At 68.6% G+C, this 21,121-nt stretch carries 17 protein-coding genes and 2 pseudogenes; 16 read left to right on the top strand and 3 right to left on the bottom strand.

What is annotated here, in order from left to right; translation table 11 throughout:
• Window positions 1-12: 12 nt before the first annotated feature.
• The 11 genes and pseudogenes from LE197_RS09210 (at window position 13) to LE197_RS09160 (ending at window position 14,577) form a co-directional block, all read left to right on the top strand.
• Entirely contained in the window at window positions 13-783 is a 771-nt protein-coding gene (locus LE197_RS09210) for a polysaccharide biosynthesis/export family protein (protein ID WP_023435657.1), read from the top strand.
• Window positions 784-797: 14 nt separating this feature from the next.
• Window positions 798-2,786, top strand: a complete 1,989-nt coding sequence (locus tag LE197_RS09205; protein WP_023108218.1) for a GumC family protein — start codon at window positions 798-800, stop codon at window positions 2,784-2,786.
• Window positions 2,786-3,973 (top strand): glycosyltransferase family 4 protein, encoded by a 1,188-nt coding sequence (locus LE197_RS09200; RefSeq protein WP_023108217.1) that lies wholly within the window; start codon window positions 2,786-2,788, stop codon window positions 3,971-3,973. Before LE197_RS09205 ends, LE197_RS09200 begins: the two co-directional genes overlap by 1 nt.
• Window positions 3,963-5,291: a cellulase family glycosylhydrolase gene (locus LE197_RS09195; RefSeq protein ID WP_023435658.1), complete on the top strand. Its 1,329-nt coding sequence runs from the start codon at window positions 3,963-3,965 to the stop codon at window positions 5,289-5,291. Before LE197_RS09200 ends, LE197_RS09195 begins: the two co-directional genes overlap by 11 nt.
• Window positions 5,292-5,299: 8 nt before the next feature.
• Window positions 5,300-6,508 carry a glycosyltransferase family 4 protein gene (locus LE197_RS09190; protein ID WP_031692989.1) on the top strand — a complete coding sequence of 403 codons (1,209 nt, stop codon included), beginning with the start codon at window positions 5,300-5,302 and terminating at the stop codon, window positions 6,506-6,508.
• Complete coding sequence (locus tag LE197_RS09185) at window positions 6,499-7,602, top strand: glycosyltransferase family 4 protein (protein ID WP_031692988.1); 1,104 nt, start codon at window positions 6,499-6,501, stop codon at window positions 7,600-7,602. The genes LE197_RS09190 and LE197_RS09185 overlap by 10 nt, the downstream gene beginning before the upstream one ends.
• A gap of 2 nt (window positions 7,603-7,604) precedes the next feature.
• A pseudogene (locus LE197_RS09180) lies at window positions 7,605-9,040 on the top strand (O-antigen ligase family protein).
• Window position 9,041: 1 nt separating this feature from the next.
• Window positions 9,042-10,451 carry a lipid II flippase MurJ gene (locus tag LE197_RS09175; RefSeq protein ID WP_058135100.1) on the top strand — a complete coding sequence of 470 codons (1,410 nt, stop codon included), beginning with the start codon at window positions 9,042-9,044 and terminating at the stop codon, window positions 10,449-10,451.
• 82 nt (window positions 10,452-10,533) lie between these two features.
• Window positions 10,534-11,601, top strand: a complete 1,068-nt coding sequence (locus LE197_RS09170) for an acyltransferase family protein (protein ID WP_023108213.1) — start codon at window positions 10,534-10,536, stop codon at window positions 11,599-11,601.
• 185 nt (window positions 11,602-11,786) lie between these two features.
• Entirely contained in the window at window positions 11,787-13,520 is a 1,734-nt protein-coding gene (locus LE197_RS09165; protein WP_031692986.1) for an FAD-dependent oxidoreductase, read from the top strand.
• Window positions 13,521-13,575: 55 nt separating this feature from the next.
• Window positions 13,576-14,577 (top strand): DNA topoisomerase IB, encoded by a 1,002-nt coding sequence (locus LE197_RS09160; RefSeq protein WP_031692985.1) that lies wholly within the window; start codon window positions 13,576-13,578, stop codon window positions 14,575-14,577.
• Here the strand turns inward: LE197_RS09160 and LE197_RS09155 are convergent, their stop codons facing one another.
• Both LE197_RS09155 and LE197_RS09150 read right to left on the bottom strand, forming a co-directional pair.
• Window positions 14,578-14,871, bottom strand: coding sequence for an inner centromere protein (locus tag LE197_RS09155; protein WP_003113727.1), 294 nt, complete (start codon window positions 14,869-14,871; stop codon window positions 14,578-14,580). It lies immediately after the preceding gene.
• 71 nt (window positions 14,872-14,942) lie between these two features.
• Window positions 14,943-15,404 (bottom strand): Lrp/AsnC family transcriptional regulator, encoded by a 462-nt coding sequence (locus tag LE197_RS09150; protein ID WP_003089245.1) that lies wholly within the window; start codon window positions 15,402-15,404, stop codon window positions 14,943-14,945.
• Window positions 15,405-15,543: 139 nt separating this feature from the next.
• Between LE197_RS09150 and LE197_RS36790 the strand changes: the two genes are divergently transcribed.
• The 5 genes and pseudogenes from LE197_RS36790 to lpdA all read left to right on the top strand — a co-directional run bounded on the left by LE197_RS36790 (window position 15,544) and on the right by lpdA (window position 20,679).
• Window positions 15,544-15,672 carry a hypothetical protein gene (locus LE197_RS36790; protein ID WP_020751161.1) on the top strand — a complete coding sequence of 43 codons (129 nt, stop codon included), beginning with the start codon at window positions 15,544-15,546 and terminating at the stop codon, window positions 15,670-15,672.
• Between the two features lie 41 nt (window positions 15,673-15,713).
• Window positions 15,714-16,946 (top strand): 3-methyl-2-oxobutanoate dehydrogenase (2-methylpropanoyl-transferring) subunit alpha, encoded by a 1,233-nt coding sequence (locus LE197_RS09145; protein WP_003111886.1) that lies wholly within the window; start codon window positions 15,714-15,716, stop codon window positions 16,944-16,946.
• Window positions 16,943-17,995: an alpha-ketoacid dehydrogenase subunit beta gene (locus LE197_RS09140; RefSeq protein WP_003089248.1), complete on the top strand. Its 1,053-nt coding sequence runs from the start codon at window positions 16,943-16,945 to the stop codon at window positions 17,993-17,995. Before LE197_RS09145 ends, LE197_RS09140 begins: the two co-directional genes overlap by 4 nt.
• Window positions 17,996-19,281, top strand: a pseudogene (locus LE197_RS09135) (dihydrolipoamide acetyltransferase family protein).
• 3 nt (window positions 19,282-19,284) lie between these two features.
• A complete protein-coding gene (lpdA, locus tag LE197_RS09130; protein WP_031692982.1) occupies window positions 19,285-20,679 on the top strand; it encodes a dihydrolipoyl dehydrogenase in 1,395 nt (464 codons plus the stop codon).
• A 105-nt stretch (window positions 20,680-20,784) separates the two neighbouring features.
• Here the strand turns inward: lpdA and LE197_RS09125 are convergent, their stop codons facing one another.
• Window positions 20,785-21,102: a hypothetical protein gene (locus LE197_RS09125; protein WP_128528746.1), complete on the bottom strand. Its 318-nt coding sequence runs from the start codon at window positions 21,100-21,102 to the stop codon at window positions 20,785-20,787.
• Window positions 21,103-21,121 lie beyond the last annotated feature (19 nt).

Here is a 21,121-nt window from a genome sequence, read left to right as displayed (position 1 = left end):
AAGTGCTCCCTCATGAAACGCACCCTCCTCATGCTCGCCATGCTCGCCCTGGCCGCATGCAACACCCCCGCACGGATTCCCGCACCGGACAGCGACACCGTGGACAGCGGCAAGCGTGCCCTGGAAGAACTCGCCAGGCTACCGCCGGCGATGGAGCGGGTGCGCGTCGGGGACACCCTGCGGATCGTCCGCGACGCCGGTGAGATGCCGACCCTCTCGGCGTTCAACGTCGCCACCATCTACGAACTGACGCTGTACACCGTGCTCAACGACGGCAGCATCTACTATCCGTTCATCGGCCGCATCCAGGCCGCGCACCGCACGCCGCAGGAAATCGCCAGCGAGCTGACCACCAAGCTCGCGCCGATCTACCGCGAGCCACGGGTCACGGTGAACATCAACCAGGCGCCGGGCAACACAGTGTTCGTCGGCGGCGCGGTGCGCAACCCGTCGGCCGTGCCGATCCCCGCCGCCAACAACATGGAGCAGGCGATCCTCGGCGCCGGCGGCATCCTGCCGGTGGGCGACGCCCGCCGCGTGGCGCTCATGCGCGAGGACTCGGAAGGCCGCTACCACGCCTACTTCCTCGACTTCAGCCAGTTGATGAAGATCGGGCCGGAAGGCCGCAAGCCCCTGGCCATGCAGCGTGGCGACATCGTCTTCGTGCCCAAGTCGATGGTCGGCGACCGTATCGAGGGCGTCGACGTCTACCTGAACCAGTTGCTGCCCTTCGCCAAGTCCATCGGCGTCGGCGTCAGCTACACCGTCAACAACGATCGCTGAGGAGCGACATCGCCATGATAGAAATTCGTTCCTTGCGTGATCTGTTGCGCCTGCTGTTCATCTACCAGCGCGAGTTCAAGCTGGCGGCCCTCAGCGCGGTGGTGATCATCGTCCTCGGCGCCTTCCTGCTGCCGGCCAAGTACGAGTCCAACGCACGCCTGCTGGTCAAGCCGGGTCGTGACTCGACCCTGCCGATCGAGATCAGCAACCGCCAGGCGCTGGTGATGCCGAGCACCCAGCGCGACCCTATCGTCGACGAAGAACGCCTGCTCACCGGCCGGCCGATCGTCCGCCAGGTGGCCGAACGCTACCTCGAGGTGCTGGCCAACCGGCCGCCGCCGGAGGGCCTGTGGAAGCGCACCAAGTTCTATGTGAAGAAGGCCATCGGCGCGGTGTTCGACGGGATTCGCGTGACCCTGGAAACCTTCGGCGTGATCGAGGAAACCACCGCGGTCGAGCGCCTGGCCAAGGACCTGGAGAAGAAGTTCGAGGTCACCCACGCGGCCGGCTCGACGGTGATGGAGATCAGCTTCACCTGGAGCGAGCCGGAGGTCGCCCAGGAAGTGGTCAAGGCCTGGATCGAGATCTACATGGACGAGCGCACCCAGGCGCTCGGCCGCAAGAGCCTGTACGCCTTCTACGAGGCGCAGACCGCCGACAGCGCGGCGCAGATCAAGAGCTACAAGGCGCAGATCCTCAAGCACCTCAACGAGATCGGCGCATCCAGCATCGAGGACCGCCTGCAGGACCTGTCCGAGCGGATCAACGTGCTGCGCGGCGAGCGTTTCAACTCGATCCGCCTGATCGCCTCCTCCGACAGCGCCCTGGAATCCACCCGCCAGCAACTCAAGGGGCTGCCCAGGGAGATCGTCACGGTGCGGCAGATCGCGCTGAACCCGGCGCAGCAGGACCTGCGCCGGCTGCTCAACCAGAAGCGCCTGGAACGCGCCGACATGATGCGCACCTACACCGACGACGCGCCGCCGGTGAAGGCCCTGGACGCCTCGATCCGTGCCCTGGAGAAGGAAGTCCAGGACGAAGGCGCCACCGTGCAGAGTTCCGAGGACCGCGCGCCGAACACCCTGACCACTCACCTGGAACGGGTCCTGCTGGACGAGACCAGCAACAACGCGGCCCTGCGCACCCAGCTCGCGGAGCAGGAAAAGCAGCTCGCCGAACTCGAGGCGCAACGGCGCGAAGCGCTGGACATCGAGCCGACCCTGGCGCGCCTGCAGCGCGAGCTGAACGCCACCGAGCGCAACTACGCGCTGTACGTCGACAGCCTGGAGAAATCGCGGATCGACCGTGAACTGGACAAGAGCCAGATCAGCAACATCTCGGTGATCGAGGAAGCCACCTACAACCCCGGGCGGATCTTCCCGAAAACCCTGCTGATGCTGTTCCTCGCCGTGCCCTTCGGCCTCGCCGTCGGCCTGCTGGTGGTCTATCTCTGCTACCTGCTCGACCAGCGCATCCACGACGGCGGCCTGGTCGAGGAGAAATTCGGCCTGCCGCTGTGGACCACCCTGCCGGAGCTGAGCAACAGCACCGCGGAGAGCAGCAACGCCTTCACCGCCAGCATCTACCGGCTGTACGGGCTGCTGCCCTACGCGCGCATCGAGGAAAAGGGCCTGACCCTGGGCCTGACCTCGGCGCGCCACGGCGAAGGCGTGACCTTCATCATCGAGCAACTGCGCCGCCTGCTCGAGGAAAACGGCGTGCGCGTGCGGGTCGGCGGCGAGCCGGCCCAGCCGGGCGAAGTGGTATTGCTCGACGCGCCGGCCCTGCTGGACAGTCGCGAGGCCTTCATCGCCCTGCGCCGCGCCGACCTGATCGCCCTGGTGGTGGAGGCGCAGAAGAGCACCGTGCCGGTGGTCGAGCATGCGCTGACCATCCTCACCACGGCGTTCGGCAAGGTCGACGGGATCATCATCAACCGGCGCCGCTTCGAGGTGCCGAGCAAGGTCCTGCAGACCATCGCCCGCTACCGGAGCGCGTTCTGATGCGGATCGCCCTCCTCGCGCCCCTGCCGCCGGAAAAGAATGGCATCGCCGACTATGCCAGTCATTTCCGCAACGCCCTGCAGGGTCTCGGCATCGAAGTAGCCACGCCGCTCGCCGGCGTGGCGGCCGACAGCGCGAATATCGCCAGCCGGCTGGACAGCGTCGACTGGAACGCCTTCGACCTGGTCCATGCCGAACTCGGCGGCGGCCGCCTGGGCGAGTTCATCGCCCTGCGCGAGCTGCGCAAGCGCTTCCCGCGCCTGCCGCTGAGCGCCACCGTGCACGATCCGGAGCGCATGGTCTGGCGCCGCGAGCGCCTGCCCTGGCCGCTGAACCTGCTGGAACGCCTGCCCTCCCCCCTGCCCCAGGCCGCCGTGGTGCTCGCCGACCCGCTGACCCTGCGCGAAGAGCGTGCCGTGGCCCAGGGCCTGACGCGCCTGGTGACCCTCACCGGCCTGGGCGGCGAGTGCCTGGCCCGGCGGATGCGCCTGCCGCCCGGGCGGGTCGAGGTGATCAACCACGGCAACCTGGAGATCGCCGCGGTGCCGCTGCCGTCGCTGGATACCCTGCGCCTGCTGTACTTCGGATTCATCTATCGCGGCAAAGGCATCGAGGACCTGCTCGAGGCCCTCGCCGACCTGTTCGCCAGCGCGCCGGAGATGCGCCAGCGCGTGCGCCTGACCCTGGCCGGCGGCACCGCCGCGGAAATGGCCTTCGGCGCCGGCGGCAACTACCTCGACCAGTTGAAGGCACAGATCGCCGAGCTTGGCCTGGCCGATGCCATCGACTGGAACCTGAACCTGGCCGCCGCGGACATCCCGCGCACCATCCAGGCCCACCACGTGATGGTCCTGCCGTACCGCGAGTCGAAGAAACTCGGCCTGCTCGGCCAGCAGCGCGGCACCAGCGGCGCCCTGTCCTGGGCGGCAGCCTGCGGGCGCGGCGCGATCACCTCGGACGCTCGCGCGTTCGCCGAGGAAGTCGCCAGCGGCAACGGCGCCATCTACCCTCAGGGAGACGTGGCAGCCCTCTCCGAACAGTTGTTGAACCTCGCTCGCGAACCCCGCCTGGCACAGGCCTGGGCCGAGCGCGCCGGAGCGATCGGCCATGCGCGGACCTGGCCGCGCACCGCGCTGCGCTTCCAGGCACTGTTCAACGACATGGTGGGAACCGTTCATGGCACGTAAGGGACTCTATCTGGGCGGCAGCGCGCTGCTGCTCGCCGTGGTACTGCTGCTGGTGTTCTGGGGGCGTCCCGCGGACGCCGAGATCCAGGTACTGAAGGCGCCTCGCGCGGTGGTCTGGAAAGACTTCCTCGGGGTCAACGCGCAGTTCCTCTGGTTCAGCCCGGAGCGCTACCACAAGCAGATCGACCGCCTGCAGGACCTGGGGCTGGAGTGGGTGCGCCTGGACCTGCACTGGGACCGCCTGGAAACCGCCGAGGACCAGTACCAGCTGGCCTCCCTCGACCAGTTGGTCAAGGATCTCGAGGCGCGCCAGCTGAAGTCGGTGTTCTACCTGGTCGGCTCGGCCCGCTTCATCACCACCGCGCCGTTCTACTCGCCCTTCCAGGACCAGTATCCGCCGCGCGACCCGGAAGTCTTCGCCCGGCGCATGGCGATGCTCTCGCAGCGCTACCCGAGCGTGGCCGCCTGGCAGGTATGGAACGAGCCCAACCTGATCGGCTTCTGGCGGCCCAAGGCCGATCCGGAAGGCTACGCCAAGCTGCTCCAGGCCAGCACCATCGCCCTGCGCATGGTCGACCCGGAGAAGCCGGTGGTTTCCGCCGGCATGGCCTTCTTCAGCGAGATGCCGGACGGCCGCACCATGTTCGATGCCCTCGGCCACCTGGGCGTGGAGAGCCTCGGCACCATCGCCACCTACCACCCCTATACCCAGTTGCCGGAAGGCAACTACCCGTGGAACCTGGACTTCGTCTCCCACGCCAACCAGATCAACCGCGCCCTGCGCAACGCCGGCGTGCCGGCGATCTGGAGCACCGAGTGGGGCTGGTCGGCCTACAAGGGGCCGAAGGAGTTGCAGGACATCATTGGCGTCGAAGGCCAGGCCGACTACGTGCTGCGTCGCCTGGCGCTGATGAGTGCGCTGGACTACGACCGGATCTTCCTCTTCACCCTCAGCGATCTCGACCAGCGCGCCAGCGTGCGCGACCGTGACTACGGCCTGCTCGACCTGGACGCCAACCCCAAGCCGGTCTACCTGGCCCTGCAACGCTTCCTCAAGGTCACCGGGCCGAAGCTGCGCCCGGCCGACCCGCCGGTCACCGAGGACCTGCCCGACGGTTCCTTCAGCATCGGCTGGACCCGCGAGGACGGCCGCAACGTCTGGCTGTTCTGGTCGGCCCGCGGCGGCAACGTGCGCCTGCCGAAGCTCAAGGAGGCCACCCTGCACGATCCGCTCAGCGGCAAGGTCACGCCCTTGAGCGGCAGCGACGGCCTGGAAGTCCCGGTGAAGTCCAGCCTGCAGATGCTGGTCTGGGAGTGAAGCCACCCATGCGTATTCTCTGGATCCTGCCCTACTCGCCCTGGCCCACCACCAGCGGCGGCAAGACCCGCCAGTACCACCTGCTGCGCAGCCTCGCGGCACGCGGCCACCGGATCACTGTGCTGCTGCACAGCAAGCAGCCGGTGAGCGCCGAGGACCGCCAGGCCCTGGAGCCCTTCCTCGAACGCCTGGTCGTGCTGCCGCGCCGACCGCTGCGCAGCCTCTCCACGCTGCTCGCCGCGCTGTTCGCGCCCTACCCGCTGCTGGCCAGCGTCAACGGCCTGTCGGCGGAGCTGCAACGCACCGCCACGGAGTTGCTGCGCGAGCCCTGGGACGTGGTCCAGGTCGAGCACAGCTATAGCTTCCAGCCCTACGAGCAACCGCTGCGCGACGCCGGCCAGCCGTTCGTGCTCACCGAGCACAACGTCGAGTCGTCCCTCGGTGCCGCCACCTACGACCGCCTGCCGGGCTGGGCGCTGCCCTTCGTGCGCTACGACCAGTGGCGCTACCGTCGCTGGGAACGCCGGGTGATGAGCCAGGCGGCGGCGGTCGTCGCCGTGACCGAGAAGGATGCGCGGCAGCTCGGCGCGATGCTCGGGCGCCCGGTGCCAGTGGTGGTCAACGGGGTCGATTGCGAGCACTTCGCCGCCGCCCGGCCGACGCCCGAAGCGCAGCGCGTGCTGTTCCTCGGCAACTACGAATACGCACCGAACGTCGATGCCGTGGAATGGATGCTCGACGAAATCCTGCCGCGGGTCTGGGCACACTGCCCCGAGGCGCGCATCAGCGTCTGCGGCTATGCGCTGCCGGCGGACTGGGCGCAACGCTGGAGCGATCCGCGCATCGAATGGCAGGGCTTCGTTCCCGACCTGCTGCAACTGCAATCGAGCAGTTCGGTGTTCCTCGCCGCGCTGCGCCATGGCGGCGGTTCGAAGCTGAAGGTGCTCGAGGCCCTGGCCGCCGGGCTGCCGCTGGCGAGTACCGCGCAGGGCGTTTCCGGCCTGGAACTGCGGGACGGCGAGGACTACCTCGGCGGCGAATCCGCCGAGCAGCTCGCCAACGCCGTGGTGCGCCTGTTGCAGGACCCGGCGCGGGCCCGCGTGCTGGGCGAGAACGGCCGCGCCTACGCGCGCCGCGCGCACGACTGGAGCGTCGCCGCCAGCCAACTGGAACAGGTCTACGCCGGCCTCGCCGAAGGAGCGCCGGCATGCGCATAGGACTCGACTACCGCACCGTCGGCAGCTCGCCGCACTCGGGCATCAGCCGCCAGGTCTATGCCATGGAGCAGGCCCTGGAAAGCCTGCCCGGCACGCAGGTGACCCGCTTCACCGTGGCCCCTCTCGACGACCCGCTGCGCCAGCAGGCGGTCTGCCCGCCGTGGGGCTGCCCGCGCACCGCGATGCACCAGCCGCACCAGCGCCTGCGCTTCGAAGCCGGGTTCCTCCCGCGCGCCTTGCGCGAGCAGGGCATCGACCTGTACATCAGCACCTTCAACATGGGCCTGCCGCTACCGCCGCGTCCGCCGGGCGTGCGCTATGCGCTGCTGATCCACGACCTGTTCCAGATCACCCTGAAGAACTACCACGCCAACCGCCTGAAGGCGCTGGTCTATCGAGTCAGCGACTACCTGTCGATCGCCTATGCGCTGCGTGTCGCCGACCGTGTCTGGACCCCTTCGCAGTACAGCGCTGACGAGGCTGTGCGGCTGTTTCCCGGGGTCGCCGGGAAAGTCCGGGTGCTGCCCAACCAGGTCGACGGCTTCGCCGGCGAACCCGCCGACCTCTCGGCACGCGGCCTGCCGCCACGCTACTGGCTGCTGGTGGGTACCCGCGAACTGCGCAAGAACGTGCCCTGGTTCGTCAGCGCCTGGGCCCGGGCGCGCGCCCAGGCGCCCGGCGTGCCGCCGCTGGTGCTGGTCGGCAGCCTCGACCACCTGCCCGAGGAACAACGCGGCTTGCCCGGCCTGCACGCGCTCGGCGGGCTCGACGACGCCGAACTGCACGCGCTGTACCGCCAGGCCGAGCGGCTCTGGCAACCGTCCTACGCGGAAGGCTTCGGCCTGCCGGTGGTCGAGGCGCTGAGCGTCGGCACGCCGGTGGCGGTGGCCAGCGGCACCTCGCTGGACGAAGTCACCCCGCCGTCGGCGCCGCGCTTCTCGCCCAGCGACGGCGCCGCCCTGGAACGCCTGATGCTGCGCCTGGCCGATGCGCCGCGCGAAGCCTCGGCGGAAGAACTCATCGCCTGGGCCGCGCGCTTCAACCGCGAAGCCTACCGGCAACGGCTGGCCGCACTGATCGAGGAACTGAGTTGAGAATGTCGTTGGGAAACCTCGTCGCTGTCGTCTTCGGCCTGGCCTTCGGCGGAGCGCTGCTGATGCTCAGCCCGGCCAAGGCCGGCGCCGCCATGGTCGGCCTGGCGGCCGCGGTCACCATCCTGCGCTTCCCGTTCTGGGGCTGCTGCTGTTCGCCCTGGTGGCGACCTTCATGCCCTACTCCACGGTCAACGTGGGGATCCGTTCGACGGTCAGCGAAGCGATTCTCGCCCTGACCTGGGGCGCGGTGCTCTGGCACATCTTCCTCTCGCGCCTGCCGCCGGCGCCGGCGCTGCGCTACCGCTCCACCGAGCGCATGCTGCTGTGGCTGATGCTGTTCACCGTGCTGCCGTTCGTGGTCGGCCAGGTCAGCATCAAGGCCGAGGCCAGCGGCCTGTCGAACTGGCTGCGCTGGCTGCTCAACCTGTCCATCGTGTTCCTCGCCGGACGCCTGCTGGTGGAACGCAAGAACCGCGAGACACTGGTCATCGCCCTGCTGCTGGGCACCCTGGCGATGCTGCTGATGTCCATCGCGGTGTTCATCCGCTACCGCTCAGCGTCGGGGATGGCGCCGATCCTGGCGATGTTCAACTACGCCAACCTGGACACCCTCAAGTTCGGCCTGGAGGCGCTTTCCTCGCGAATGGGCTCGCCATGGATGCACCCCAACGCCACCGGCGGGATCATGGCCCTGCTGCTGCCCCTGGCGTTCTGCTACGGGGTCGCCAACCAGGGCTGGCGGCGCGGCCTGGGCCTCGCCGTGGCGGTCCTCGGCGCCGCCGCGATCCTCCTCGCCAGTTCCCGCGGGGCGATGCTCAGCCTGGCGGTGGTGCTGTTCTGGATGTCCCTGCGCAAGGTGCCCTACACCGGCCGCCTGCTGTTGCTCGGGGTCGGCCTGGTGGTGGTCCTGGTGCTCAGCTACCCGCCGTTGCAGGAGCGCCTGGCGACCATCTTCTCGCCGCAGAACGCCAGTACCGAGGTGCGCTTCGACGAGTATCGGATGTTCCCCAAGGCCGTCGCCCGCTATCCGCTGGGAATCGGCTTCAAGGTCGACCCGCCGGTGCCGGGCACCGACCTCCTGGGCATCTCCAACCTGTGGCTGAACTTCATGTACAAGGTCGGCCTCGGCGGCATGCTGCTGTTCATCGCGGTGACCTGGCGCTGGTGGCGCGAAGCCCGTCCGGAGAAAGGCCCGATCCGCCTGACCCGCGACAACGCGATCTGGCTGGGCAGCACCGGCGGCATCCTGGCGGCGCTGGTCAGCGGCCTGTTCGACCACTACTTCAGCTTTGCCGTGGTGATGATCGGCCTGTTCTGGCTGCTGGTCGGGATCAACCTGCTGGAAGCCCGCCGGCTATTCCCGGAACGCCAGCCGCAACCGCGGGCGGTGGGTTATCGCAAGCTCAAGCGACAGCTCGAGCGCGGGGCCGAGGCCTGAGATGCTCGGCTCCGCCTTCTGGCTGACCCTGGCCACCCTGCTCGGCCTGTGCCTAGGCTTCGCCCGCGAATGGCTGCTGGTGGCCTCCTGGGGTGCCGGCGAGCGCAGCGACGCCTTCCTCATCGCCCTGTTCCTGCCCGAGGCCCTGCGCATGTCGCTGGCCGGCGGCGTGCTCAGCGCGGCGGCCCTGCCACTGTTCCTCGAACGCCAGGGAGAACGTCGCCTCGACTGGCTGGCGGCGATCCTCCCGGCGCTGCTCGGTATCGCCGTAGCGCTCAGTCTCCTGCTGCTGACGGCGGCGCCCTGGCTGGTGCGCTTGCTCGGCCCGGGCCTGGCCGAGACGGCCAGCGCCCAGGCCGCGGCCAACTTGCGGATCCTCGCCTGGTGCGTGCCGGGGCTGATGCTCCATGCGCTGTTCAGCATTCCCCTGCAGGCCGCCGAGCGCTTCGTCCTGGCCGGACTCGGCTCGCTGCTGTTCAACCTGCCGCCGGTGCTCTACCTGGCCTTGCACGGCCAGGCCAGCCAGCCCGAACAGTTGGCCCTGGCCTGCCTGCTCGGCAGCCTGCTGATGCCGCTGGTGTTGCTGCCTTCGCTGTGGATCGAGGGCTGGCGGCCCTGGCACTGGCGCCTGTCCGGCACCGAACTGGGCGAGCTTGGCGGGCGCATCGCTCCGCTGCTGCTGAGCAACGCCGCCAGCCAGGGCCTGGCGCTGGTCGAGCGGCTGGTGGCCTCGCTGCTCGGCGAAGGCGCGGTGACCTGGGTCAACCTGGCGCGCAAGCTGATGAACCTGCCGCTGATCGCCCTGATGAGCCTCAACCAGGTGTTGCTCGGCATGATGAGCCGACGCCAGGGTGGCGAGCGTCTGGCCCTGCTTCGCCGCGGCCTGGAGACCGCCAGCCTGCTGACCCTGCCGGCCGGGGTCGGGCTGGTCGCCGCCGCACCCGGCCTGGTGGCCCTGTTGCTGCCGCAGCAGACCGCCGGCTCGCCGTTGCCGGCGCTGCTGGCCTGGTTCGCCGTGCCACTGGTGTTCGGCGCCTGGAATGCCTTGCTGGCGCGTTACGCCTACGCCGCCGGCGATACCCGCCTGCCGCTGCGCTGCGAGCTGCTCGGCAGCGCGCTGAACGCCGCGCTGCTGGCGGTCCTGCCGTTGATTTTCGGACTGCCGGGGATTCCCCTCGCGGCCCTTGGCGGGGTGCTCTGCACCGCGCTGCTGCTGATGCGTCGCCAGGCCCTGCTCGGCGCCCTGCCCTGGGCCCGGCTGTGGTTGCTGAGCGCCCTGGCCATGGCGCTCGCCGCCGGCCTGCTGTTCCGCATCGACGGCATCTGGCTGCAATTGGGCCTGGGCACCGTCGCCGGTTGCCTGGCGCTGCTCGGCATGGCGCTCTGGCTGCGGCCCTGGCGCACCGATTGACCCACGGCTCCGGGTAGGGAGCCTGGCCCTGGGGGCCTTCGAACAACCACTGTGAGTTAGCGCGTCAAGCGGGAGTTGCAAAGTGAAAAAACGCTGGATTCAGATGGATGTGACCCGCGGCGTGGGCATCCTGATCATCGTCTTCGGACACAGCTGGTTCGTCGCCAGTTCGCCGACCGTGCTCTATCCGTTGCTCTCTCCGTTCATCCTGCCGCTGTTCTTCTTCATTTCCGGGGTGTTCTTCAGGACCGAGCAACCCTTCGGCGAGATGGCCCTGCGCAAGGCCGACGCCCTGCTCAAGCCGTTCTTCGTGACCATGCTCGGCTACGTCATCCTCCGCGACCTGCTGCGCGGCCAGCCGCTGCTGCCGGACATCGGCGGAGTGCTGTACGCCTCGGTCGACACCCTGCCCTGGCAGGCGCTCTGGTACCTGCCGCACTTCTGGGTAGCGACCCTGTTCGCCTGGTTCATGCTGCGCGTCATCCAGCGTCTCGGCCTGTCCCTCGCCGCCAGTTGCGTGCTGCTGGCCGTGCAACTGGGCCTGGGCATCCTGTTCCTCAAGACGTTCTGGCAGATCCCGGTGGAGTTCGGCGGCGAACAGTACCTGCTGCCGGGCCTGCCGTTCAGCCTGGACATCACCCTGATCAGCAGCGCCCACTTCATGTTCGGCTATGTCCTGCGCGACGTCCTGCGTCGCCACCAGAGTTCGTTGCTGACCCTGTGCATCGCCCTTGCCGTGACCACCGCCAGCTTCCTCTACTACCCGACGGTGGTGGACATGGCGCAGCGCCGCTACGACCACTGGTTCTGGGCCACCGTCCAGGCGGTGAGCGGCGTCTACCTGTGCTGGGCGCTGTCCGGGCTGATGATGAAGATCGACTGGCTGGGCAAGGCGATGACCTACATCGGCCAGTCGACCCTGATCCTGCTGATCTTCCACGGCGAGATCCAGCACAAGACCTTCAACCTGCTGGTCCACCTGGGCCTGTCGGAACCGGCCTCCGCCAGCGTCGCCCTGGTGATCTCGGTGATCGCCTCGCTGCTGATCGGCGAAGTGATCAAGCGCGTCGCGCTGCTGCGCGCCCTCTACTTCCCCTTCCCGGTGCGCAAGAAGGCCACCGCGGTCCAGGGCGGCGGCGAAGCGCGCTGACGTCCTCGGCCCGGCGCGCCTGCGCCGGGCCTTTCCCCTACCGTCTCCCTCTTCCCTGGCGGGCCCCGGCCGCGCGGCGACCTGGCCGATGATCGCCCGCTCCTTGCGCCGAGCGGCTTGGTGCCCAGGCACTGCCTCCCTAGAATATGGAACATCGTTCCGAAATCTTGAAAAAGGGAGAAAGCATGACCTCTGCGGCTGTCGAGACCACCCCGCTAACCTGCGACCTGCTGGTCGTCGGCTCCGGCGCCGCCGGGCTGGCGGCGGCGGTGACCGCGGCCTGGCACGGGCGCCGGGTAGTCCTGGTGGAGAAAGACCCGGTGTTCGGCGGCGCCAGCGCCTGGTCCGGCGGCTGGGCCTGGTTGCCGCGCAACCCGCTGGCGCGTCGCGCCGGCATCGAGGAGGACATCGAACAACCGCGTACCTACCTGCGCCACGAACTGGGCGAGCGTTACGACGCCGCGCGGATCGACGCCTTCCTCGAAGCCTGCCCGCACATGGTGGCCTTCTTCGAGCGTCACACCCACCTGCGGTTCGTCGACGGCAACGGCATCCCGGATATGCATGGCGACACGCCGGGCGCCGCCGAGGGCGGCCACCAGTTGGTCGCCGCGCCCTACGACGCGCGACAACTGGGCCCGCTGCTGCCGCGCCTGCGCAAGACCCTGCGGGAGACCTCGTTCATGGGCATGCCGATCATGGCCGGTGCCGACCTCGCCGCCTTCCTCGACCTGACCCGCTCGCTGCCAGCCTTCCTGCATGTCGCCCGGCGCCTTTCCAGCCACCTCTGGCACCTGCTGCGCTACGGTCGCGCCATGCACCTGGTCAATGGCGTGGCGCTGGTGGCGCGCCTGGCCAAGTCCGCCGAAGCCCTGGGTGTGCGTCTGATCGAATCGGCGCCGGCCCGCGAACTGCTGCTGCGTGACGGCAAGGTGGTCGGCGCGCTGGTCGAGAGCGCCGAGGGACTCCTGCGCATCAAGGCAGGCGCCGTGGTCCTGGCCTGCGGCGGCTTTCCCCATGATCCGCAGCGCCGCGCCGAGCTGGCCCCTACCCTGAACACCCTGCTGCCGCTGCCGCCGCCGGGCTGCAACGGCGACGGCTTGCGCCTGGGGGAAAGCGCCGGCGGCCGGGTGGCCGACGACCTGCGCTCGCCGATCGCCTGGGCGCCGGTCTCGCGAGTTCCCCACGGCGATGGCGAGACCGGGCACTTCCCGCACATCATCGAGCGCGGCAAGCCCGGGGTGATCGGCGTGCTGGCCAACGGCAGGCGCTTCGTCAATGAGGCGCACGGTTACCACGACTATGTCGCCGCCCTGCTCGAGGCCACCCCGCCCGGGCAGCCGGCACGCTCCTGGCTGGTCTGCGACCGGCGCTTCCTGCGCCGCTACGGCCTCGGCTACGTGCGTCCGGCGCCGCTGCCGATCGCCGCGCACCTGCGCAGCGGCTATCTCAAGCGCGGGGCCAGCCTGGATCAGTTGGCAAGGAGCTGCGGCATCGACCCGTCCGGCCTGGCCGCCACCGTCGCCGAATACAACCGCCACGCCCGCGAGGGCCGCGACCCGGCGTTCGGCCGCGGCGGCACGGCATTCAACCGCAAGCAGGGCGACCCGGCGTATCCGGGGCCGAATCCCTGCGTCGCCCCCATCGAACGCGGACCGTACTACGCGGTGCAGGTCGAGCCCGGCTGCTTCGGTACCTTCGCCGGGCTGAAGACCGACGCCCAGGCCCGCGTGCTGGACGGCGGCGGCCAGCCGATCCCCGGCCTGTACGCGGCGGGCGCGGACATGGCGAGTCTGTTCGCCGGCCACTATCCCTCCGGCGGCATCAACCTGGGACCAGCGCTGACCTTCGGCTACATCGCCGGACGCCACATCGCCGGCGCCATCGGCTACGAGCAGGAGCAAGCGCAGCGCGGTTGAACGTTCCAACGGGCGCAGCGGCCTAAACAGGCAAGCTTTCCTTCGGAACCCAAGCATGAGCGCAGCGCCACCGGAGATCCCCGCCCTGCCCGCCGGCCTCTGCTACGTCGACGACCGCCAGCCGGGCATCCGTCGACGCCGGCAGGGCAAGCGCTTCGTCTATTTCGACACCGACGGCCAGCGCATCGGCGACGCCGAGGAAATCCGCCGGCTGGACAAGCTGGCCATTCCGCCGGCCTATCGCGAGGTCTGGATCTGTCCCGACCCCAACGGCCATCTCCAGGCCACCGGCCGCGATGCCCGTGGGCGCAAGCAGTACCGCTACCACCCGCGCTGGCGCGAGGTACGCGATGCCGACAAGTACGAGCGCCTGCTGCGCTTCGGCCAGGCGCTGCCGGGGCTGCGCCGGCACATCGACGCCCAGTTGCGCCTGCCCGGCCTCGGTCGCGACAAGGTGGTGGCCCTGGCGGTGGCGCTGCTCGACGCCACCCTGATCCGCGTCGGCAACCACCGCTACGCCCGCGACAACCGCTCCTACGGCCTGACCACCCTGCGTACCCGGCACGTCGACGTGAACGGCAGTCGCATCCGGTTCCGCTTCAAGGGCAAGAGCGGCATCGAGCACGACGTCAGCCTGGAGCATCCGCGCCTGGCGCGGGTGCTGCGGCGCTGCCTGGAACTGCCCGGCCAGGACCTGTTGCAGTACCTGGACGAGGACGGCCAGCCGCACCGCATAGGCTCCCACGACATCAACGAGTACCTGCGCCGGCACACCGGCGAGGATTTCAGCGCCAAGGACTACCGTACCTGGGCCGGCAGCGCGCTGGCGCTGGAGCGCCTGCGGCGTGCCGAAGCCGACGGGCTCGGCGCGGTGGTGGCGGAGGTCGCCGCCGAATTGGGCAACAGCGTGGCGATCTGCCGGCAATGCTACATCCACCCGGCGATCATCGAGGCCTACCAGGCCGGGCAACTGGGCCAGCTCAGGCGCGCCCGCAAGCGCCGCTGGCTGAGCGCCGAGGAAGCGACCCTGCTGGCCTTCCTCGACACGCCCGGCTGATCAGTTGCCCGGGTGCGGATCGATGCCGTGCCGGCGCAGCAGGCCGAGCAGGCGGCCAATCTCGGTCTGGCAGGCTTCCAGTTCCTTGCGCAGGGTGTGTTCGCGGCGCTGCTGCTCCAGCTTCACGCGTTCGAGTTCGGCGCGCGCCTCACGGCGGATCTGCCGCTCGCGCTCCTTGTCGGAATGCTCGGCGCCGAGGGCCTCTTCGGCCTTGCGCGCGCGGTACTCGCGCATCCGCTGGGCGGCCGACTTGGCCTTGCCGCTCGGCTTGGGGCCGGGTTTGCTGGCTTTCATGAACGCCTCCATCTGCGTAACGTTACGCAATCAGAATAGCGTAACGTTACGCAGATAAACAGGGTCTATGCTTAGAGCGGCGGGGCCGAGCGCAGCATCACCGACTTCAGTGCGAAGGCCGACTTGATGCCAGCCACGCCGGGAATGCAGGTCAGGGTATTGGTGAGGAACGCTTGGTAGGCGGCGAGATCCTTGACCACCACCCGCAGCATGTAGTCGGCATCGCCGGTCATCTGGAAACAGCTCATGACCTGCGGCGCATCGACGATGCGTTCCTCGAAGCGCGCGAGGTAGTCGCCGGTCTGCTTTTCCAGGGACACCGAGACGAACACGCTCATCGCCCCGGACAGGCGCTCCTCGTCGAGCCGGGCGAAGTAGCCCTGGATGTAGTGTTCCTCTTCCAGGCGGCGTACCCGGCGCAGCGTCGGCGTCAGCGACAGGCCGACCTTCTGGGCGAGATCGCGCCAGCTCAGGCGGCCGTCGTCGGCCAGGGCGCGGAGGATTTTCAGGTCGATGCGGTCGAGTTCAGCCATGGTGCGTTGTTTCTCTTGTTAGCGATTCTTGTAGTTCAAACAACCCAATACTGTCGGAATACCTTAGTCAATTTGGAGCAAAAAACTAGCACCCGAAGCCTATACTGAAATTACAAAAACAAAACCCGAGGGCCTCACCATGAGTGACGTCACCCAGTACCACCGCGCCTGCCATACCCCGGCACGCCTGCAACCCGCCCCCACCCACAGGACGGGAACCCGCCATCCGCCCAGTCCGCCGCTTCGAGCGCCGTTCGCCCGTTTCTGATCTCTCCAACCGTTTGGCCCGGACCGGGCCGGAGGCCTGTCATGAGTGATTACGAGCCGTTGCGTCTGCATGTCCCGGAGCCCACCGGGCGTCCTGGCTGCAAGACCGACTTTTCCTATCTGCACCTGTCCCCCGCCGGCGAGGTACGCAAGCCGCCGGTGGATGTCGAGCCCGCCGAGACCAGCGACCTGGCCTACAGCCTGGTACGCGTGCTCGACGACGACGGCCACGCCGTCGGTCCCTGGAACCCGCAGCTCAGCAACGAACAACTGCTGCGCGGCATGCGGGCGATGCTCAAGACCCGTCTGTTCGACGCGCGCATGCTCACCGCGCAACGGCAGAAAAAGCTTTCCTTCTATATGCAGTGCCTCGGCGAGGAAGCCATCGCCACCGCCCATACCCTGGCCCTGCGCGACGGCGACATGTGCTTCCCGACCTATCGCCAGCAAGGCATCCTGATCACCCGCGAATACCCGCTGGTGGACATGATCTGCCAGCTTCTCTCCAACGAGGCCGACCCGCTCAAGGGCCGCCAGCTGCCGATCATGTACTCGAGCAAGGAGGCCGGTTTCTTCTCCATCTCCGGCAACCTCGCCACCCAGTTCATCCAGGCGGTCGGCTGGGGCATGGCCTCGGCGATCAAGGGCGACACGCGCATCGCCTCGGCCTGGATCGGCGACGGCGCCACCGCCGAGTCGGACTTCCACACCGCCCTCACCTTCGCCCATGTCTACCGCGCGCCGGTAATCCTCAACGTGGTCAACAACCAGTGGGCGATCTCCACCTTCCAGGCCATCGCCGGCGGCGAAGGCACCACCTTCGCCAACCGTGGCGTGGGCTGCGGGATCGCCTCGCTGCGGGTCGACGGCAATGACTTCCTGGCGGTCTACGCCGCCTCCGAGTGGGCCGCCGAGCGCGCCCGGCGCAACCTCGGGCCGAGCCTGATCGAATGGGTCACCTACCGCGCCGGCCCGCACTCGACTTCGGACGACCCGTCCAAGTACCGCCCCGCCGACGACTGGACCAACTTCCCGCTGGGCGACCCGATCGCCCGCCTGAAGCGGCACATGATCGGCCTCGGCATCTGGTCGGAGGAACAGCACGAAGCCACCCACAAGGCCCTCGAAGCCGAAGTGCTGGCCGCGCAGAAACAGGCGGAGAGCCACGGCACCCTGATCGACGGCCGGGTGCCGAGCGCCGCCAGCATGTTCGAGGACGTCTATGCAGAACTGCCGGAGCACCTGCGCCGGCAACGCCAGGAGCTCGGGGTATGAATGCCATGAACCCGCAACACGAGAACGCCCAGACGGTCACCAGCATGACCATGATCCAGGCGCTGCGCTCGGCGATGGACATCATGCTCGAGCGCGACGACGACGTGGTGGTGTTCGGCCAGGACGTCGGCTACTTCGGCGGCGTGTTCCGCTGCACCGAAGGCCTGCAGAAGAAATACGGCACCTCGCGGGTGTTCGATGCGCCGATCTCCGAGAGCGGCATCATCGGCGCCGCGGTCGGCATGGGTGCCTACGGCCTGCGCCCGGTGGTGGAGATCCAGTTCGCCGACTACGTCTACCCGGCCTCCGACCAGTTGATCTCCGAGGCGGCGCGCCTGCGCTATCGCTCGGCCGGCGACTTCATCGTGCCGATGACCGTACGCATGCCCTGTGGCGGCGGCATCTACGGCGGGCAGACGCACAGCCAGAGCCCGGAGGCGATGTTCACCCAGGTCTGCGGCCTGCGCACGGTGATGCCGTCCAACCCCTACGACGCCAAGGGCCTGCTGATCGCCTGCATCGAGAACGACGACCCGGTGATCTTCCTCGAGCCCAAGCGCCTCTACAACGGCCCGTTCGATGGCCACCACGATCGCCCGGTGACGCCCTGGTCCAAGCACCCGGCGAGCCAGGTGCCGGACGGCTACTACAAGGTGCCGCTGGACAAGGCGGCGATCGTCCGTCCCGGCGCGGCGCTGACCGTGCTGACCTACGGCACCATGGTCTACGTGGCCCAGGCCGCGGCCGACGAGACCGGCCTGGACGCCGAGATCATCGACCTGCGCAGCCTCTGGCCGCTGGACCTGGAAACCATCGTCGCCTCGGTGAAGAAGACCGGCCGCTGCGTCATCGCCCACGAGGCGACCCGCACCTGCGGGTTCGGCGCCGAACTGATGTCGCTGGTGCAGGAGCACTGCTTCCACCACCTGGAGGCGCCGATCGAGCGCGTCACCGGTTGGGACACCCCCTACCCGCATGCCCAGGAGTGGGCGTATTTCCCCGGCCCCGCGCGCGTCGGCGCGGCATTCAAGCGTGTGATGGAGGTCTGAATGGGTACCCATGTGATCAAGATGCCGGACATCGGGGAAGGCATCGCCGAGGTCGAACTGGTGGAGTGGCATGTCCAGGTCGGCGATTCGGTCAATGAAGACCAGGTTCTCGCCGAGGTGATGACCGACAAGGCCACGGTGGAGATTCCCTCGCCGGTGGCCGGACGCATCCTCGCCCTCGGCGGCCAGCCGGGCCAGGTGATGGCGGTGGGCGGCGAACTGATCCGCCTGGAGGTGGAAGGCGCCGGCAACCTCGCCAAGAGCCCGGTCGCGGCGACGCCGGCCGCGCCCGTCGCCGCCACCCCAGAGGAACCGAAGGAAGCCCCGGTCGCGGCGCCGAAAGCCGCCGCCGAAGCGCCGCGCGCCTTGCGCGACAGCGAGGCGCCACGGCAGCGGCGCCAGCCCGGCGAACGCCCGCTGGCCTCCCCCGCGGTGCGCCAGCGCGCCCGCGACCTGGGCATCGAGTTGCAGTTCGTGCAGGGCAGCGGTCCCGCCGGACGCGTCCTCCACGAGGACCTCGATGCCTACCTGACCCAGGACGGCAGCGTCGCGCGCAGCGGCGCCGTCGCGCAGGGTATGCCGAGCGACACGACGAACAGGCGGTGCCGGTGATCGGCCTGCGTCGCAAGATCGCCCAGAAGATGCAGGACGCCAAGCGACGCATCCCGCACTTCAGCTATGTCGAGGAAATCGACGTCACCGACCTGGAGGCCCTGCGCGCCCATCTCAACCAGAAATGGGGCGGCCAGCGCGGCAAGCTGACCCTGCTGCCGTTCCTGGTCCGCGCCATGGTCGTGGCGCTGCGCGACTTCCCGCAGTTGAACGCGCGCTACGACGACGAAGCCGAGGTGGTCACCCGCTACGGCGCGGTGCACGTCGGCATCGCCACCCAGAGCGACAACGGCCTGATGGTGCCGGTGCTGCGCCACGCCGAATCGCGCGACCTCTGGGGCAACGCCAGCGAAGTGGCGCGCCTGGCCGAAGCCGCGCGCAGCGGCAAGGCGCAACGCCAGGAGCTGTCCGGCTCGACCATCACCCTGAGCAGCCTCGGCGCGCTCGGCGGGATCGTCAGCACACCGGTGATCAACCATCCGGAGGTGGCCATCGTCGGCGTCAACCGCATCGTCGAGCGACCGATGGTGGTCGGCGGCAACATCGTCGTGCGCAAGATGATGAACCTCTCCTCCTCTTTCGACCACCGGGTGGTCGACGGGATGGACGCGGCGGCCTTCATCCAGGCCGTGCGCGGCCTGCTCGAACATCCCGCCACCCTGTTCCTGGAGTAAGCGATGAGCCAGATCCTGAAGACTTCCCTGCTGATCGTCGGCGGCGGTCCCGGCGGCTACGTCGCGGCGATCCGTGCCGGGCAACTGGGCATTCCCACCGTACTGGTGGAGGGCGCCGCCCTCGGCGGCACCTGCCTGAACGTCGGCTGCATCCCGTCGAAGGCGCTGATCCACGCCGCCGAGGAATACCTCAAGGCCCGCCACTATGCCGGCCGGTCGGCGCTGGGCATCCAGGTACAGGCGCCGAGCATCGACATCGCCCGCACCGTGGAATGGAAGGACGCCATCGTCGACCGCCTCACCAGCGGCGTCGCCGCGCTGCTGAAGAAACACGGGGTCGATGTCGTCCAGGGCTGGGCGAGGATCCTCGACGGCAAAAGCGTGGCGGTCGAACTCGCCGGCGGCGGCAGCCAACGCATCGAGTGCGAGCACCTGCTGCTGGCCGCCGGCTCGCAGAGCGTCGAGCTACCGATCCTGCCGCTGGGCGGCAAGGTGATCTCCTCCACCGAGGCGCTGGCGCCCGGCAGCCTGCCCAAGCGCCTGGTGGTGGTCGGCGGCGGCTACATCGGCCTGGAGCTGGGTACCGCCTACCGCAAGCTCGGCGTCGAGGTGGCGGTGGTGGAAGCGCAACCGCGCATCCTGCCGAGCTACGACGAAGAATTGACCAAGCCGGTGGCCCAGGCCTTGCGCAAGCTGGGCGTCGAGCTGTACCTCGGGCACAGCCTGCTGGGCCCGAGCGAGAACGGCGTGCGGGTCCGCGACGGCGCCGGCGAGGAGCGCGAGATCGCCGCCGACCAGGTACTGGTGGCGGTCGGCCGCAAGCCGCGCAGCGAAGGCTGGAACCTGGAAAGCCTGGGCCTGGACATGAACGGCCGGGCGGTGAAGGTCGACGACCAGTGCCGCACCTCGATGCGCAATGTCTGGGCCATCGGCGATCTTGCCGGCGAGCCGATGCTCGCGCACCGGGCCATGGCCCAGGGCGAGATGGTCGCCGAGCTGATCGCCGGCAAGCGTCGCCAGTTCGCCCCGGTGGCGATCCCCGCGGTGTGCTTCACCGATCCGGAAGTGGTGGTCGCCGGGTTGTCCCCGGAGCAGGCGAAGGATGCCGGCCTGGACTGCCTGGTGGCGAGCTTCCCGTTCGCCGCCAACGGCCGCGCCATGACCCTGGAGGCCAACGAAGGCTTCGTCCGCGTGGTGGCGCGTCGCGACAACCACCTGGTCGTCGGCTGGCAGGCGGTGGGCAAGGCGGTCTCGGAACTGTCCACGGCCTTCGCCCAGTCGCTGGAGATGGGCGCCCGCCTGGAAGACATCGCCGGCACCATCCACGCCCATCCGACCCTCGGCGAAGCGGTCCAGGAAGCCGCCCTGCGCGCGCTGGGACACGCCCTGCACATCTGATTCCCGCGAACCTCGGTAGCCGGCCAACCACCGGCGCACATTACCCCCTTGCCCGTCGGGCAAGGGGGCTTTTTTACCAAGTTACCCGACTAACTGCTCCAACCATCAGAGTCCTTCCGCCCATTGCGGGTTATCCAGCCGCCACTGAGCAAGTTTCAACTCCTCTGGGGAAAAAAGATCACGAAATCTATCTAGCAACACCGCGTACTCCACGGTGAGTTCCCGACGATTCAGCTTCATAACCCGCTGAAACCCTGTTTGTCCTTCTTTAGTTGATGGAACAAGCAAACGTTTAGCGGCTGCTAAGCCTCCCCATGTATTGAGCATCCTCTCAAATTCAGTCGGCGAATAACCCAGTTTACGGCACTCCTGTATGGAATCCCGAAGGTGGGTAGTAAAATCAGCTTCTAACGATATGTTCATGACCGTTCGTCCCTGTCGG

The sequence above is a fragment of the Pseudomonas sp. PS1(2021) genome, assembly GCF_020405165.1.
In the GTDB taxonomy this organism is placed as follows: domain Bacteria; phylum Pseudomonadota; class Gammaproteobacteria; order Pseudomonadales; family Pseudomonadaceae; genus Pseudomonas; species Pseudomonas aeruginosa.
Note: the sequence above shows the minus strand (reverse complement) of the source record. Positions and strands in the feature narration are given on the sequence as shown.

What these genes read in the sequence shown, in the direction of transcription:
- LE197_RS09210 (WP_023435657.1), top strand. Translation starts at nt 13, where the DNA reads ATGAAACGCACCCTCCTCATGCTCGCCATGCTCGCCCTGGCCGCATGC.
- LE197_RS09205 (WP_023108218.1), top strand. Translation starts at nt 798, where the DNA reads ATGATAGAAATTCGTTCCTTGCGTGATCTGTTGCGCCTGCTGTTCATC.
- LE197_RS09200 (WP_023108217.1), top strand. Translation starts at nt 2,786, where the DNA reads ATGCGGATCGCCCTCCTCGCGCCCCTGCCGCCGGAAAAGAATGGCATC.
- LE197_RS09195 (WP_023435658.1), top strand. Translation starts at nt 3,963, where the DNA reads ATGGCACGTAAGGGACTCTATCTGGGCGGCAGCGCGCTGCTGCTCGCC.
- LE197_RS09190 (WP_031692989.1), top strand. Translation starts at nt 5,300, where the DNA reads ATGCGTATTCTCTGGATCCTGCCCTACTCGCCCTGGCCCACCACCAGC.
- LE197_RS09185 (WP_031692988.1), top strand. Translation starts at nt 6,499, where the DNA reads ATGCGCATAGGACTCGACTACCGCACCGTCGGCAGCTCGCCGCACTCG.
- LE197_RS09175 (WP_058135100.1), top strand. Translation starts at nt 9,042, where the DNA reads ATGCTCGGCTCCGCCTTCTGGCTGACCCTGGCCACCCTGCTCGGCCTG.
- LE197_RS09165 (WP_031692986.1), top strand. Translation starts at nt 11,787, where the DNA reads ATGACCTCTGCGGCTGTCGAGACCACCCCGCTAACCTGCGACCTGCTG.
- LE197_RS09160 (WP_031692985.1), top strand. Translation starts at nt 13,576, where the DNA reads ATGAGCGCAGCGCCACCGGAGATCCCCGCCCTGCCCGCCGGCCTCTGC.
- LE197_RS09155 (WP_003113727.1), bottom strand. Translation starts at nt 14,871, where the DNA reads ATGAAAGCCAGCAAACCCGGCCCCAAGCCGAGCGGCAAGGCCAAGTCG.
- LE197_RS09150 (WP_003089245.1), bottom strand. Translation starts at nt 15,404, where the DNA reads ATGGCTGAACTCGACCGCATCGACCTGAAAATCCTCCGCGCCCTGGCC.
- LE197_RS36790 (WP_020751161.1), top strand. Translation starts at nt 15,544, where the DNA reads ATGAGTGACGTCACCCAGTACCACCGCGCCTGCCATACCCCGGCACGC.
- LE197_RS09145 (WP_003111886.1), top strand. Translation starts at nt 15,714, where the DNA reads ATGAGTGATTACGAGCCGTTGCGTCTGCATGTCCCGGAGCCCACCGGG.
- LE197_RS09140 (WP_003089248.1), top strand. Translation starts at nt 16,943, where the DNA reads ATGAATGCCATGAACCCGCAACACGAGAACGCCCAGACGGTCACCAGC.
- lpdA (WP_031692982.1), top strand. Translation starts at nt 19,285, where the DNA reads ATGAGCCAGATCCTGAAGACTTCCCTGCTGATCGTCGGCGGCGGTCCC.
- LE197_RS09125 (WP_128528746.1), bottom strand. Translation starts at nt 21,102, where the DNA reads ATGAACATATCGTTAGAAGCTGATTTTACTACCCACCTTCGGGATTCC.